This window comes from Bacteroides propionicigenes, assembly GCF_018390535.1.
GTDB lineage: Bacteria > Bacteroidota > Bacteroidia > Bacteroidales > Bacteroidaceae > Bacteroides > Bacteroides propionicigenes.
The window spans coordinates 157592-172413 of record NZ_JAHBBW010000002.1 but is presented as its reverse complement, the minus strand read 5'-3'; the positions used below and the strand labels follow the sequence as shown (position 1 = coordinate 172413).

General features: G+C 46.7%; 12 protein-coding genes. 4 read left to right on the top strand and 8 right to left on the bottom strand.

The window, feature by feature from the left end; all coding sequences use genetic code 11:
• Nucleotides 1-21 precede the first annotated feature (21 nt).
• Together rbfA and KG118_RS03490 are read right to left on the bottom strand one after the other, a co-directional pair.
• Nucleotides 22-354 carry a 30S ribosome-binding factor RbfA gene (gene rbfA / locus KG118_RS03495; RefSeq protein WP_117710395.1) on the bottom strand — a complete coding sequence of 111 codons (333 nt, stop codon included), beginning with the start codon at nucleotides 352-354 and terminating at the stop codon, nucleotides 22-24.
• 425 nt (nucleotides 355-779) lie between these two features.
• Nucleotides 780-3287, bottom strand: coding sequence for a YfhO family protein (locus tag KG118_RS03490; protein WP_117710394.1), 2508 nt, complete (start codon nucleotides 3285-3287; stop codon nucleotides 780-782).
• Nucleotides 3288-3467: 180 nt separating this feature from the next.
• Between KG118_RS03490 and KG118_RS03485 the strand changes: the two genes are divergently transcribed.
• Both KG118_RS03485 and KG118_RS03480 read left to right on the top strand, forming a co-directional pair.
• Nucleotides 3468-4172, top strand: coding sequence for a 5'-methylthioadenosine/adenosylhomocysteine nucleosidase (locus tag KG118_RS03485; RefSeq protein ID WP_117710393.1), 705 nt, complete (start codon nucleotides 3468-3470; stop codon nucleotides 4170-4172).
• Between the two features lie 24 nt (nucleotides 4173-4196).
• On the top strand, nucleotides 4197-4679 hold the full coding sequence (locus tag KG118_RS03480; RefSeq protein WP_117710392.1) for an S-ribosylhomocysteine lyase: 483 nt from the start codon (nucleotides 4197-4199) through the stop codon (nucleotides 4677-4679).
• A gap of 162 nt (nucleotides 4680-4841) precedes the next feature.
• Here KG118_RS03480 and KG118_RS03475 read toward each other — a convergent pair whose 3' ends face one another.
• The 3 genes from KG118_RS03475 to rpsO form a co-directional block, all read right to left on the bottom strand.
• Entirely contained in the window at nucleotides 4842-6488 is a 1647-nt protein-coding gene (locus KG118_RS03475) for an AMP-binding protein (RefSeq protein WP_117710391.1), read from the bottom strand.
• 24 nt (nucleotides 6489-6512) lie between these two features.
• The gene (locus tag KG118_RS03470; protein WP_004291603.1) at nucleotides 6513-7088 is read right to left on the bottom strand and encodes a helix-turn-helix domain-containing protein; all 576 of its coding nucleotides are present in this window, start codon (nucleotides 7086-7088) and stop codon (nucleotides 6513-6515) included.
• A gap of 393 nt (nucleotides 7089-7481) precedes the next feature.
• Nucleotides 7482-7751, bottom strand: coding sequence for a 30S ribosomal protein S15 (gene rpsO, locus KG118_RS03465; RefSeq protein WP_117710389.1), 270 nt, complete (start codon nucleotides 7749-7751; stop codon nucleotides 7482-7484).
• Nucleotides 7752-7907: 156 nt separating this feature from the next.
• On the opposite strand from rpsO, the gene typA reads away from it, so the two are divergent.
• Nucleotides 7908-9707, top strand: a complete 1800-nt coding sequence (gene typA, locus KG118_RS03460) for a translational GTPase TypA (RefSeq protein WP_117710388.1) — start codon at nucleotides 7908-7910, stop codon at nucleotides 9705-9707.
• A 68-nt stretch (nucleotides 9708-9775) separates the two neighbouring features.
• On the opposite strand, the gene KG118_RS03455 is transcribed toward typA, so the two are convergent.
• Both KG118_RS03455 and pckA read right to left on the bottom strand, forming a co-directional pair.
• Nucleotides 9776-10423 (bottom strand): nitroreductase family protein, encoded by a 648-nt coding sequence (locus tag KG118_RS03455; RefSeq protein WP_117710387.1) that lies wholly within the window; start codon nucleotides 10421-10423, stop codon nucleotides 9776-9778.
• 98 nt (nucleotides 10424-10521) lie between these two features.
• A complete protein-coding gene (gene pckA, locus KG118_RS03450; protein WP_117710386.1) occupies nucleotides 10522-12129 on the bottom strand; it encodes a phosphoenolpyruvate carboxykinase (ATP) in 1608 nt (535 codons plus the stop codon).
• Between the two features lie 306 nt (nucleotides 12130-12435).
• Between pckA and upp the strand changes: the two genes are divergently transcribed.
• Nucleotides 12436-13095 (top strand): uracil phosphoribosyltransferase, encoded by a 660-nt coding sequence (gene upp, locus KG118_RS03445; RefSeq protein ID WP_009122161.1) that lies wholly within the window; start codon nucleotides 12436-12438, stop codon nucleotides 13093-13095.
• 11 nt (nucleotides 13096-13106) lie between these two features.
• Here the strand turns inward: upp and KG118_RS03440 are convergent, their stop codons facing one another.
• On the bottom strand, nucleotides 13107-14801 hold the full coding sequence (locus KG118_RS03440) for a SusD/RagB family nutrient-binding outer membrane lipoprotein (RefSeq protein WP_117710385.1): 1695 nt from the start codon (nucleotides 14799-14801) through the stop codon (nucleotides 13107-13109).
• Between the last annotated feature and the right edge of the window lie 21 nt (nucleotides 14802-14822).

Sequence of the window (14822 nt, the reverse complement as noted above, 5' to 3'; positions counted from 1 at the left end):
TAGTCGTTAACTGCTAATCGGCTATTTCAGCAATTCGTCAATTCTTTCCAGATAGTCCAGTGAATCGTCTACAAAGAATTTCAGTTCGGGAATGATACGTAGCTGGTGACGTACGCGAGTACCCAATTCAAAGCGGATAGACTTCATATTCGCATTGATATTCTTGATGATTTCATCGCTCTTCTCTGAGGGGAAGATACTGAGGTAGGCGCGTGCTACGCTCATATCGGGACTGATGCGTACGGCGCTCACTGAAATCAGTATACCGGGCATTGATTTGGTCTGCAATAAGAAGATGTCGCTCAGCTCTTTTTGTAGCAGGCGGGCTATTTTATTCTGTCTGGTAGTTTCCATACTATATAGCTTTTTTTGATTTGAAGAGCAAAGTTACTGAAATATATCGTTCTGCCGGTGATTTATACCATATTTTTTCATTCTTTTCCTTATAGCAGAATTTGATTTATTACGTTATATGATTATCTTTTCATCTATACGGCATTCATTTTTGTTACGGAGAAAATAGGGTGTTGGTTACTGTCAACAGGTCTGTTTACTATTGTCAACGGATTGAGTGACTATTGTCAACGGATTGAGTGACTACTGTCAACAGAGCTGTTGACAGTAACCAACACCCTGTTTTCTTCATAAGAAAAATAATTTTCCTTATAGCAAAACCTCGTTTCTCCCTGTGCTGCTTCTTTATAAGCTACAGGGAAAAACGAGGTTTGCGCATCTCTTTCTCTTTCGGAAGATGTGTGTGGGTGTTGCCGCTCTTAGTTTTATGCAGTCTTCTTGCGTGCCATCAGCGCGATTGCCGCAACTCCGATAACCAGCAACGCCAATGCTCCGTAGGCAATTCCTTCTGTTGCGTGCAGGCTTTTCGGGTCAAAGCGCATTTCAATTGTATGTTTGCCGGCAGGGACATACATGGTACGCAATATATAGTTCGCACGTCCCAACTCGGCGGGTTCTCCGTCGATAGTTACTTGCCAACCGTCCGGGTAGTAAATCTCGGAGAATACAGCAATGCCGTTTCCCGGATTTTCTGTTTCGTAAACCAGATGGTTCGGTTTATAGCTCGTCAGACGAATAGTAGAGAGACTGTCTTTACAAGCATCGGTTGTCCCTTTTAGTAGCTCCTTGAAACGGACGTCAACAATGGCAGTTTCGGTGGGAAGAACGGATTTGAGCGCATCAATTTCCTGATTGGCATTGTCTACATATTGTACGTTCTTTACAAACCAAGCGTTGCCGTTGGCATAAGGGTTGAGGACGGGAACAGTCTGCCCTTGCTGTCCGGCGGGGAAGATGAAATATTTTGTATTCAGCATATTCAGTACGCGGAATTTGGTAGCGTCCACACTGTCCATTTCTCCTCCTGCGGCGGCTATTGCTTGATAGGCTGCCTGCATTTCGGGAGAGATATGGCGTTCTATCATCTCTTGGTAGCGGCGCAGCTTGGCGGCGTGGTATCCGCCGACACTTTTGTGCCAATAGGCGGTGTTGTTTTCGTTAAAAGTATTAGTGGCAAAGTTCAGCACACGATAATCGGGTGTGGTGTCTTGCAGGATTAATTCATCGGTCTTGCTTTGGCTGAAAGTCTCGGTCTGTGTGGAACGAGGTACAAACTGGTCATCGTAAAGGTAGCGTTTGTTTACTGTCCACATATCGATGAGGCAGAGTAGAGTGATACCTGCAACAGTGAAGCTTTTGCGCAATTTCCCGGTGGAGTATAACAGCAGTATGGCGCAGCCGATACTGATAATGATGAAGCTGCGCAGTGCATCGGAACTGACAAGCGCGGCACGCATTTCGGAAAGGTTGGCAAGGATGCCGGAGAGTTCTTCGGCAGGTATCATTTTTTGGTCGACTGCATTTTGCAACATTTGTGCCTCTTGCGCCGGCACAAAAGCGGAACTGAACATTCCCGGCGAGACTGTGAGCAATAAGGCTATGCCGGCTGTGAGGAGCAGACTGATACCTGTTGCTCTTTTGTCTTTCTTGATAATTGCAGGTTCTTCAAGTACACGTTTCAGGGCAAAGATGGCCAGCAGCGGAATAGTGAACTCGGCAATTACGAGGATGGAAGATACGGCGCGGAACTTGCTGTACATCGGTACATAGTCGATGAAAAAGTCGGTAAGCGGCATGAAATTCTTACCCCATGCCAATACAATGGAAAAGAATGTGGCACCTATCAATGCCCATTTCAAAGGGCCTTTTACGATGAAACAGCCCAGTATGAAAAGGAAGAGTACGAATGCACCCACGTATACAGGGCCTGAGGTCATGGGCTGGTCACCAAAGTATTGGGTCAGTTGGCTGTACAGCCCGCTGTACATGGGATTTGCTTTTTCCATAGCCGCCCTGTTTTCGCTGAGGGGGACGGATGCGCCACCTTTGAAGTTGGGTACGAGTAGGGTAAGCGTCTCACCGATACCGTAGCTCCATTGTGTGATATAGTCGCGGTCCAGCCCGCTACTGGTTTGTTTGGCTGCATCGCCGGTCTGTACCAGTTCGCTTTTGCCGCGCATGGTTTCCTTGCTGTATGTATAGGTATGGTAGAGGTTGGAAAGGTTGGCGGCAACGCCGATGAGGGCGGCAACGAACAGCACAGCGCTTGCTTTGAAGAATTTGGACAGTGTCTTGTTGCGCCAGGCGTCTTCAAAGTATGCTCCTACGATGAACAGGATGACGAACAAGAAGTAGTAGGACATCTGCACGTGGTTTGACATGATTTGCAAGGCTATGAAAAAGGCCGTCAGGATGCCTCCTGCCAATAGCTTACCCCGGTAGGCAAGCACAATACCCGCTATTGTGGGCGGGATATAGGCGAGGGTGATGAACTTCCAGATATGTCCGGCTGAAATCAGAATGAAAAAATAGGATGAGAACGCCCACATGATGCCCCCTAAGCCTGCCAACCATACCGGCATACCGAATACGCGCAATAGTATGTAGAAGCCCAGCATCAATATAAATGTCAGGTTGACGTATGTAGGCAGGAAAAGCTGGTATACTTTCTGTGTCCATTTCAAAGGCGTGGTAGAGTCGTAGGACGGTGCTATCTGATAGGTTGGCATCCCTCCGAAGATAGAATTTGTCCAGCGGGTATGCTCCCCTGTCTGATTGTAGAACTGTGCGGTTTCTTGTCCGGCTCCGGCCCCGGCAGCAGTGTCGTGCTGGAACAGGATGCGTCCTTCTATATCCGCCGGAAAAAAGTAGGCGAAAGAAATCAGGGCGAATGCCAGAATGGCAATCAAGTCTGGAAGAGTTTTCTTTATCATTTTGCAGGGTTTATGTGGGGGAGTTAAAAGGGTTAAGGAGTTAACTCCCTTAACTCCTAATCTGAATTTCAGCGGCAAACTTATACATAAATATTGATTTATGCATAAGTTGAATAGATAAATCTGCTGAAATATCGTACCTTTGCCCTCCCGAAAATCATAATTCATAAATCAGTAAGTATGACGATAGGTGTTATCAGTGCAATGGATAGCGAACACTGCCAGTTGGTGGAGCGTTTGAAGGAGAAGAAAGTGACGAGTGACGGTAACTTCCGCTATGTGGAGGGGATACTCGGCAGTAACCGTGTGATACTTACGCAGTGCGGCATCGGCAAGGTGAGCGCGGCGGCGGGTAGTGCGGAGTTAATACGCCGTTTTGCTCCGGACTGTGTTGTCAGCACCGGTGTGGCGGGCGGTATTGATGCTTGTCTTAAGGTGACGGATGTAGTGGTGAGTGAATATCTGGTGTATCACGATGTATGGTGTGGCGAGGGCAATGAGTATGGTCAGGTGCAGGGGTTTCCCGCCGTGTACAAGGGCTGCGCTTCTCTGTTGAAATATGCTTTGTCTCTGAACGGTGCCGGGTTGGAAAGCCGCATTCATAGCGGACTGGTTTGTACCGGTGACCGGTTTATTACCAACCGTACCGAACTGGATGCCATCAAAGAACATTTTCCGTCCGGGCTTGCGGTGGATATGGAGTCCGCCGCCATTGCACAGACCTGTTATCTGTACAATATCCCTTTCCTCAGCTTTCGCATTATCAGTGACACACCGGGCGTGGACGACCATTCGTCGCAATATGCGGATTTTTGGGGAACAATGGCAGAACGTTCCTTCCTTACGACATGGACTTTTCTGTCCACCCTGCCCGATAGCTTATAAATCATAAATTATAAATCATAAATCATGAAGAAGATTCCCAGCTTTACTATTGACCACATTCGTTTGTTACGCGGTATTTACGTATCACGTAAGGATGAAGTGAACGGAGAGGTTATTACAACTTTCGATATCCGTATGAAAGAACCCAATCGCGAACCGGCTTTGGGTCAGGGTGCTCTGCACACTATCGAGCATTTGGCTGCTACTTATTTGCGTAATGAACCGCAATGGCAGGACAAGATTATCTATTGGGGGCCTATGGGATGCCTTACCGGCAATTATCTGTTGATGAAGGGTGACTTGCAACCGCAAGACATCGTGCCTCTGATGCAGGACACTTTCCGCTTTGTTGCCGAATATGAAGGCGAAGTACCCGGTGCAGCTCCGCAAGATTGCGGCAACTATTTGCTCCACGATTTGCCAATGGCAAAATGGGAGTCTGCCAAATATTTGCATGAGGTATTGGAACGGATGACGGCAGAGAATATGTTTTATCCTGAAAAATAAACATACAGGCAGTTTTAGGTAGTATCAAAACGGATTTAAGCTATCATTCTGTCATTCAGAACGAAGTGAAGAATCTCTTCTCCTTACATATGAGAAAGGAGATTCTTCGTCGTAAGCTCCTCTGAATGACAGAATGATAGCTTAAATCCGTTTTGATACTACCTAAACGATTTCTATCCCTTGCTCCTTGCAAAGTTGCAGCCCTACATCTTTCAGCTTGAATTTCTGTATTTTGCCGCTTCCTGTCATTGGGAACTCTTTTACGAAGAAAATATATTTAGGAATCTTATATCGGGAAATCTTGCCGATGCAGAAGTCGCGTACATCCGACTCGTGCAAGTCGGCTCCTTCATGCTGGATAATGAACGCGCCAACGGCTTCGCCATACTTCTTGGAAGGGATGCCGGCTACTTGCACATCCTTGACACCCTCTAATTGGTAGAGGAACTCCTCGATTTCACGCGGATAAATGTTTTCGCCACCGCGGATAATCATATCTTTGATGCGTCCGGTAATTCGGTAGTTGCCGTCCTCATCTTTTACGCCCAAGTCTCCGGAGTGCAGGAAGCCGTTCTTGTCGATAACTTCGGCTGTGGCTTGCGGGTTTTTATAGTAGCCTTTCATGGTATTGTAGCCGCGATTGCACATTTCACCTTGTACACCTACCGGACATTCCTCACCGGTTTCCGGGTCGATAACTTTTACTTCGGTATGCTCAAAGTCGCGTCCCACGGTATTGCAACGTACATCAAACGAATCGTCAATTCGTGTGGCGGTCATGCCGGGAGCCGCTTCCGTAAGGCCATAAACGCTGGTCACTTTCATGTACATTTTCTCTTCCACCTGTTTCATCAGTTCAACAGGGCAGAGAGAGCCTGCCATAATACCTGTACGCAGGCTGGACATATCAAACAAATCGAACATCGGGTGGTTCAGTTCGGCTATGAACATGGTAGGTACTCCATAGAGTGCGGTACACCGTTCCTTGTGAATGGAAGCAAGAACTACAAGCGGGTTGAAGCGTTCCACCATTACTTCCGTACATCCGTGGGTCAGGCAGTTCATTGTGGCAAGTACCACTCCGAAACAGTGGAATAAAGGTACGCAGACGCATAGTTTGTCGTCGGAGGTGAACTTCATGTGTTCTCCGGTGAGGTAACCGTTGTTGGCAATGTTGTAGTGGGTAAGCATTACGCCTTTCGGGAATCCGGTGGTACCTGAAGTATATTGCATATTCACAACGTCGTGGCAGGTGACTTGGCTTTTAAGTTCTTCCAGACGTGTGTCTTCTACATTATCGCCTAAAAGCAGAATCTCGGAGGTGTTGTACATTCCCCTGTGCTTTTCCTGTCCTACGTAGATTACATTTTTCATGTAGGGAAAGCGTTCGCTCTTCAGATGTCCGCGCTGGCAGGTCTTCAGTTCGGGTAGCATGGTGTAGGTCATCTGCACGAAGTCGCTGTCCTTCTCGCCATTGACGATGCAGAGTGTGTGCATATCCGAGTTCTCGCACAAGTACTCCAGTTCGGCTTGTTTGTAGTTGGTGTTTACCGTTACATAGACGGCACCTATTTTGGCGCAGGCATACAGCAGCGTCAGCCAGTCCGGCACATTTGCCGCCCAGATGCCGACGTGTGTTCCCCGTTCCACGCCGATGGCGATAAGTCCTTTTGCCATGTCGTCTACCCTGTGGTTGAATTGGCTCCAAGTGAAGCGCAAATTACGGTCGGAATAAACAATATATTCTTTGTCTGGTGTAGTTTCGGCCCAATGCTCCAGCCATTGGCCAAGCGTTCTTTCGTATAACATAGTAGAGTTGAAGCTTTCAGCTATTTAAATCGGTGTATAAATCACTGCCAGTATTTTGGCTGCCTGTCCCTCGTAGGCATGTACATGGTGCGGTACAATGGAATCGTAGTAGATGCTGTCTCCTTCTTCAAGAAGATAGGTGTTCTTGCCATAGCTGATTTCCATAGTTCCTTCCATAACCATGATAAATTCTTCGCCTTCGTGTGATGAAAGTACGAAGTCGCTGTCGTCCGTAGGGGCTACGTCGATGATGAACGGCTCCATGTGGCGGTCGGCCTTGGATTTGGAAAGGGAATGGTATTCCATGTGCTTGCGTGAGTGGATGGCATTGTTGGAGAAGCTGATGCTGTCCTTTGCTTCCGACTTACGGCATACCACAGGACCGTTTTCGTCTTGGTCGTCAAGGAAGGTTCCGAGACGTACGCCCAGTACACGGGCTATCTTGATAAGCGGTGCCAGCGAAGGCAAGTCAATATTGTTTTCAATGCGTTCAATCTGTTCGATGGCAAGTCCCGAACGTTGCGCCAACTCTTCCATGCTGATGGATTGGCTTTCGCGGAGTGACTTAATCTTTTCTCCTACAATCTTACTTGTATCCATAATTTGATAGTATTTTCAGTCTAAAAGGTTATGATTAATAACTGTAAGCTGCAAAAATAAGATATTCTTTTACTTGGTGCAACATTATGTGGCGAAAAGTTTGCTTATAGTTTTAGTAAGTTCTGTATAAGATAGGTTTAGCTGTTATAGATTGACTGGGAATATTACCGGTTTTTCCTGCGGATTTTAGTATCCGGCGTACCTATTGCTAAATCGTTCCACCGCGGGGGAAGTTTCGTTCCATCACGGAGAACATTTCGTTCCACCATGGGGAAACTTTCGTTCCACCATGGTAGAACGATTTAACAGTAGTAAAGTGAGAGCCTATAAAAGCAAAGCGGGGAAGTCTTCATTGGAAGACTTCCCCGCTTTAATAAGTTTACCGCAAGTAAATTACTTACGCAAGCCGAGTTCCTGAACAATAGCACGATATCTGTTGATGTCGCGGTCTTTCAGGTAGTTCAACAGCGCACGGCGCTTACCTACCAACATTGTCAAGGCTCTTTCTGTACTATAATCTTTTCTGTTGAGCTTCATGTGCTCAGTCAGACGAGCAATACGGTATGAAAACAATGCTACCTGAGATTCAGCTGATCCCGTATCAGAGTTAGACTTTCCGTATTTGCCGAAGATTTCTTGCTTTTTAGCAGCGTCTAAATACATAATGTTTAATTAAAAAGTTGATAATTCTTTTCTCTTTCGAGCGTGCAAAGATAGATATTATCTTTTATATTGCAATGATATTCAGCAAAAAAATCTTTTCTCTGTGATGTATATACTGTAAAATTCGTACCTTTGCAGCCAAATAATAGGTATTGTATGCAAAATATTAGAAACATTGCAATTATTGCCCATGTAGACCATGGAAAAACGACACTTGTCGATAAGATGCTTCTGGCAGGAAATCTCTTCCGCAGCAACCAGAGCACAGGTGAATTAATGTTGGATAACAATGATTTGGAACGTGAACGAGGGATAACAATCCTTTCCAAGAACGTTTCTATCAGCTATAAAGACACGAAGATTAATATTATTGATACTCCGGGGCACAGCGATTTCGGTGGTGAGGTGGAACGTGTATTGAATATGGCAGACGGATGTATCCTGTTGGTGGATGCCTTTGAAGGTCCGATGCCGCAAACCCGTTTTGTGTTGCAGAAAGCTTTGCAGATTGGTTTGAAGCCTATCGTTGTTGTCAACAAGGTGGACAAGCCCAACTGCCGTCCCGAAGAGGTTTATGAGATGGTATTCGATTTGATGTTCAGCCTGGAAGCTACGGAAGACCAATTGGACTTCCCCGTTATCTACGGTTCGGCAAAGAACAACTGGATGAGTACAGACTGGCAGCAACCGACGGACAACATCTATGCGTTGCTGGACTGCATTCTGGAAAACATTCCGGCTCCTACACAGTTGGAAGGTACGCCGCAAATGCTCGTTACTTCACTGGATTACTCCTCTTATACGGGCCGTATTGCCGTAGGCCGTGTACACCGCGGTACTTTAAGGGAGGGCATGAACGTGTCTTTGGCTAAGCGTGACGGCTCAATTGTCAAGTCGAAGATTAAAGAACTGCACACCTTTGAAGGTATGGGCCGTGTGAAGGTTGCGGAAGTTTCTTCCGGTGACATCTGCGCGCTGGTAGGTATCGAAGGGTTTGAAATCGGAGATACGATTTGCGATTATGAGAACCCCGAAGCATTGCCGCCTATCGCCATCGACGAACCGACCATGAGTATGCTGTTTACTATCAACGACTCTCCGTTCTTCGGCAAGGAAGGCAAGTTCGTTACTTCCCGTCACATTCACGACCGCTTGATGAAGGAGCTGGATAAGAACCTTGCACTCCGCGTACGCAAGAGTGAGGAAGATGGAAAATGGGTGGTTTCCGGTCGTGGCGTGCTTCACCTTTCCGTATTGATTGAGACAATGCGTCGCGAGGGATATGAATTGCAGGTCGGACAACCGCAGGTAATCTTCAAGGAGATAGACGGTGTGAAGAACGAGCCTATCGAGGAGCTTACAGTCAACGTTCCCGAAGAATATGCCAGCAAGATTATCGATATGGTAACCCGCCGTAAAGGTGAGATGGTGAAAATGGAAAGTGCCGGTGAACGTGTGAATCTTGAGTTCAATATGCCGTCACGCGGTATCATCGGTTTGCGTACAAATGTGCTGACGGCTTCTGCCGGCGAGGCTATCATGGCGCACCGTTTTAAGGAATACCAACCCTATAAGGGCGAAATCGAACGCCGCACCAATGGTTCTATCATTGCCATGGAGTCGGGCACGGCTTTTGCTTATGCCATCGATAAGTTGCAGGACCGAGGTAAGTTCTTTATTTTCCCGCAGGAAGAAGTGTATGCCGGACAAGTTGTAGGCGAGCACTCTCACGATAATGACCTTGTAGTGAATGTAACCAAATCCAAGAAGCTGACCAATATGCGTGCTTCCGGTTCTGACGAGAAGGCTCGTCTGATTCCGCCCGTGCAGTTCTCTTTGGAAGAAGCGCTGGAATACATCAAGGAAGACGAATACGTGGAAGTCACTCCCAAGTCCATGCGTATGCGTAAGGTTATCTTGGACGAAACAGAGCGTAAGCGCGCCAATAAGAACTGATTATACAGTTTTAGTTGTTATATATAGAAAGGAGTGCTTCACCGAAAGGTGGGGCACTCCTTGTATTATCACTCTATGTATTTCACTTTGGCCGCATTTCTTGGTTTGGCGGCAGGCGCTTCGTCCGGATAGCCGAAAGCGATGCAATAGAGCAATTTGTAGCCTTCGGGAAGCTCCAGCTTTTTAAGGTATTCTGCAGCTTCGGGCGTATCGACCATAAAGCGTGTGGGACTTGCCAGACAGCAGGAACCTATTCCCATAGACCAGGCAGCCAATATCATGTTTTCACCCAGCAGGCCGCAATCTATTTGTGAACAGTCATAGGAAGTGTCATTCCCAATGAATACTACCGTAGGAGCATTGCGGAACATATTCTTGAAGTCAGGGTCTTCTGCCGCTTTCGGATTCTTCTGTTTGAAAATTTCGCTCACTCCGTTCAGGAATTCCGGGTTGTCCACCACACGTACTGCCCAAGATTGTTTGTTCTGTCCGTTGGGGGCGTTGATGCCGCAATCTAAAATAACTTTCATCGTATCTCGATTCACCGCTTCCGGTTTGTACTTGCGGATGCTGCGGCGCGACATAATCGTTTCGATTACCGCTTCCGAATTGCTCTTTTCCGTAACTGTGCTTTCATTCCCTTTCTGTACCTGCGGTCCGCATCCGGACAGCATCAATAGGCTTGCGCCTAACAGCATTAACTTTAAACTCTTCATATTCTGTGCTATATTAGTGATTCGCTTCTTCGCAAATCTAACAAAAAAAGCGGCTTCCGAAAACGGAAGCCGCCTTAAAAATATGTAATCCGGTTTTATTAGAGTTTCGGACCGGCAGCAACCAAAGCCTTACCGGCTTCGTTACCTGTGAACTTAGCGAAGTTCTTGATGAAACGTCCTGCCAAGTCTTTTGCTTTTTCTTCCCACTTGCAAGCACATTCGTAAGTGTCGCGAGGATCAAGAATCTTCGGATCAACACCCGGCAATTCTGTCGGAACAACGAAGTCGAAGTAAGGAATGACTTTTGTCGGAGCCTTGTCGATAGAACCGTCAAGGATAGCGTCGATGATACCACGAGTATCTTTGATAGAGATACGCTTGCCGCTACCGTTCCAACCGGTGTTAACCAAGTAAGCCTTAGCGCCAACCTTGTTCATCTTCTTAACCAGTTCTTCTGCATATTTAGTAGGATGCAAGCTCAAGAAAGCAGCACCGAAGCAAGCAGAGAATGTCGGAGTCGGTTCAGTAATACCGCGTTCCGTACCGGCCAACTTAGCTGTGAAACCGGACAGGAAGTAGTACTGAGCTTGTTCCGGGTTCAGAATAGATACCGGAGGCAATACACCGAAGGCATCAGCTGACAGGAAGATTACCTGATGAGCGTGAGGACCCTTAGATACCGGCTTAACGATGTTGTTGATGTGATAGATAGGATAAGAAACACGAGTGTTTTCAGTTGTACTCTTATCAGCGAAGTCAATCTTACCGTTAGCGTCAACAGTTACGTTTTCCAACAGAGCGTCACGCTTGATAGCGTTGTAGATATCGGGCTCGCTATCTTTGTCAAGGTTGATAACCTTAGCGTAGCAACCACCTTCGTAGTTGAATACACCTTCGTCATCCCATCCGTGTTCGTCGTCACCAATCAACAGACGTTTCGGGTCGGTAGACAAAGTAGTCTTACCTGTACCTGACAGACCGAAGAAGATAGCAGAGTCAGTACCTTCCATATTAGTGTTGGCAGAGCAGTGCATAGAAGCGATGCCGCGAAGCGGGTTCTTGTAGTTCATGATAGAGAACATACCCTTCTTCATTTCACCACCGTACCAAGTGTTCAGGATAACTTGTTCGTTAGTCTTCAAGTTGAATACAGTAGCTGTTTCAGAGTTCAGACCCAGTTCCTTGTAGTTGTCAACTTTTGCTTTAGAAGCGTTGAATGATACGAAATCAGGTTCTCCGTAGTTAGCAAGTTCTTCAGCTGTCGGGCGGATGAACATGTTAGTTACGAAGTGAGCCTGCCAAGCTACTTCCATGATGAAACGTACTTTCATACGAGTAGCTTCGTTAGCGCCACAGAAAGTATCTACAACGAACAGACGCTTGCCGCTCAGCTCTTTTACAGCTTTAGCTTTCAGGTCAGCCCATGCTTCTTCAGAGCAAGGTTTGTTATCGTTTTTGTATTCTTCAGAAGTCCACCATACAGAATCCTTGCTGGCTTCGTTCATTACAAAGAATTTATCTTTAGGAGAACGTCCGGTATAGATACCGGTCATTACGTTCACAGCACCCAGTTCAGTTACTTGACCTTTTTCGAAGCCTTCCAGACCCGGTTTGGTCTCTTCAGCGAACAATACATCATAAGACGGGTTGTGGATAATTTCCTTCACGTCTTTGATACCGTACTTGCTTAAATCTAAATTTGCCATTTCTTTTAAGATTTTTAAAATTGGTATTTGGTTTATAATCTCTTTCTTTTACCTTATTGCAAGGGGGCGAATCTATGAAAGAACGCACTTTTCAGTAAGACCCTTGTTTTTGCGACTACAAAAGTAATACTTTATTTTAAAAGAAACATCCAATTAGAGAAATTTTTCTGTAATAGGAAATCTTTTATAAAACCATAACAATATCTGCAAACTGAATGTTGCAAATTAAGTGGAAATCGTTTACTTTGCATTTCTATTCTATCAATATACGGAATAACCAATACATATTAATCTGATAATAAACGAATGAAAGTTATCAACTTTGCCGAGACTAACTCAGTCTTGAATCAATACGTGGCGGAAATACGCGACGTGCAAGTGCAGTCCGACCGTATGCGTTTCCGCCGGAACATCGAACGTATCGGTGAAATTATGGCGTATGAAATGAGTAAGGAACTGACCTATTCAGAAAAGCAAGTGCAAACACCGCTGGGGATAGCCCCTGTCAGCACTTTCGATGATGATGTGGTGATTGCCACCGTTTTTCGTGCGGGGCTTCCTTTGCATACCGGCTTCTTGAATGTATTTGACCGTGCAGGCAATGCTTTTGTTTCCGCTTACCGCTATTATAAAGATAAGGAGTGCCGTACGGTGGATGTGCACATCGAGTATATCGCCACTCCCGACCTTTCCGGCAAGACGCTGTTACTGGTTGACCCGATGCTTGCCACGGGCGAAAGCATGGAACTTGCATGGAAGGCTTTCCTTACCAAAGGCACGCCCGCTAAGTTGCAGATTGCCTGTGTGATTGCCAGCCAACAGGGGGTAGACCATTTGCAGAGACTTTTTCCGGGGGATGAAGTCTCTTTGTGGTGCGGCGCCATCGATCCGGACATGAACGAACACTCCTATATTGTTCCGGGATTGGGTGATGCCGGAGACTTGGCATTCGGAGATAAGTTGTAGTCCGTATTGCCTTATTTAGCCCAGAACAGCTTCTCCGTATAGGTATCCTTATCCGCTACATCCTTATAGTACGGATTATAATTCACTTCCGTGCTTGGGTATCTCCAGCGGTTCGGCACATTGGGAATAGTACCCGAGACTTCCGGGAAGACCAGTCCCGAAGGATAGCCTGTACGGCGGATATCACTCCACGCTTCGCGGCTGGCAAGGAAGCCGAAATGCAGCCATTTCTGCGTTATGATGGCATCCAGTTTGTCTGCATATGCCGTACTGTTCCATTTGGCATTGGCAAAGTCCGCAATCTCTTCATTGGCGGGAGCCTCGTAACGGCGGCAGTTTTCTCCCGACCCTATTGAGTCATAATAGTAATACAGTGCGATGGATTGGCTGACAGCCGTTTTGAATTCCTCTTCCGCTTTCGCCATATCCTGTGCCACGCCATATCCCATGGCATAGGCTTCCGCTTTCAGGAAGTGTATTTCGGGTGAAGCTATTATTAACATGTCGAATTTGTCGTTTTCCCAGAAAAAGCCTCTTTGCGTAATCTGTGAGAATCCCTTGTTGGCGGTATTCACTTCATCCTGTGCTTGGGCGTTGTAATACTCCGTCAGTTCGTCTGCCACAGTGAGGTCTGTGCCGAGATAGCGGTGCTCGTCCACTTGTCCGGTTTCACGGTTGGTGATGGTGACGGGGTTGTAGTTCAGCAAGATGCGGGGATCGTCTTCGCCTTTGATGTAGACGCCGCTTAGCGGATCATTGCCGGTCATGTCATAGTTGCCGTGACTTAGCATACGGTCTATGACAGCGCCTGAAGCAAGGCGGTTTGTAACCCAGTCGCCCAATCCGCTGCCGGCAGTGAAGTTCAGCTGTCCGGACTTTTGGTTGATGATGAAGATGTTGTTCTCCTGTTCATCCACCAACGGATAGTCGGCGGGATTTTCCAATATCTCTTTGATGGTTGCGCGGCCTTCCTCCTGCAAAGCCCCCTGTGCGGCTACGCGTATGGCAAGGCGCAGGCGCAGAGAGTTTGTATAGCGTTCCCATTTATCCATATCCCCTAAGTTGATGAAATCCTGAGTACTGAAATTTTTCGGTGTGGTTACCGAACGGAAACGCGGGGCTGTCTCTTTCAGTTCGCTAAGTATCGTTTTATAGATATCTTCCGCCTTGTCATAAGGAGCGTAAGAACCGTTTACGTCGTTAGTCAGCGGCAGGGTACACGCTTTGGAGAAGGGCATATCTCCGAAAATGTCCACTGTTGCGGCAAAGAAGTCGTACAGTTGCACTTTGGCTGCCAGCATAAAGGCTTCGTCCTGTGCTTTTTGGCTGTCGTTCTCTTCATTGTACAGTGATTCCATTTTGCGGTATTGCATCATTGCCGAGTACAGATTATCCCATTGCCCGTCTATGGCAGGCGCATATCCGGGACTGTACATGCTGCCGGAGTTGCTATATCCGAATGTCTGTGCATACTTGCCTACAAATTGTGAGTCGAAACCGAAGAACCGTCCGTACTCATAGACATCGTAATCTTTCACTTTTTGGAAAACTCCCACCATCAGGTTGCTGATAGTGACTTGATTGACCTTTGAAGGATCTTCGTACTTGCTGTCGAAGTCAGAATCCGTACAGCCGGAAGCAGCCATCAGCATAGCTCCCGATAAAACGAATGCCCTTATATGTATCTTTTTCATATCCATTGTCATTAACTCTCAATTCTTAATTTT

Bases quoted from the DNA above. Each gene is read 5' to 3' on its own strand.
- rbfA (WP_117710395.1), bottom strand. From the start codon at position 354: ATGGAAACTACCAGACAGAATAAAATAGCCCGCCTGCTACAAAAAGAG.
- KG118_RS03490 (WP_117710394.1), bottom strand. From the start codon at position 3,287: ATGATAAAGAAAACTCTTCCAGACTTGATTGCCATTCTGGCATTCGCC.
- KG118_RS03485 (WP_117710393.1), top strand. From the start codon at position 3,468: ATGACGATAGGTGTTATCAGTGCAATGGATAGCGAACACTGCCAGTTG.
- KG118_RS03480 (WP_117710392.1), top strand. From the start codon at position 4,197: ATGAAGAAGATTCCCAGCTTTACTATTGACCACATTCGTTTGTTACGC.
- KG118_RS03475 (WP_117710391.1), bottom strand. From the start codon at position 6,488: ATGTTATACGAAAGAACGCTTGGCCAATGGCTGGAGCATTGGGCCGAA.
- KG118_RS03470 (WP_004291603.1), bottom strand. From the start codon at position 7,088: ATGGATACAAGTAAGATTGTAGGAGAAAAGATTAAGTCACTCCGCGAA.
- rpsO (WP_117710389.1), bottom strand. From the start codon at position 7,751: ATGTATTTAGACGCTGCTAAAAAGCAAGAAATCTTCGGCAAATACGGA.
- typA (WP_117710388.1), top strand. From the start codon at position 7,908: ATGCAAAATATTAGAAACATTGCAATTATTGCCCATGTAGACCATGGA.
- KG118_RS03455 (WP_117710387.1), bottom strand. From the start codon at position 10,423: ATGAAGAGTTTAAAGTTAATGCTGTTAGGCGCAAGCCTATTGATGCTG.
- pckA (WP_117710386.1), bottom strand. From the start codon at position 12,129: ATGGCAAATTTAGATTTAAGCAAGTACGGTATCAAAGACGTGAAGGAA.
- upp (WP_009122161.1), top strand. From the start codon at position 12,436: ATGAAAGTTATCAACTTTGCCGAGACTAACTCAGTCTTGAATCAATAC.
- KG118_RS03440 (WP_117710385.1), bottom strand. From the start codon at position 14,801: ATGACAATGGATATGAAAAAGATACATATAAGGGCATTCGTTTTATCG.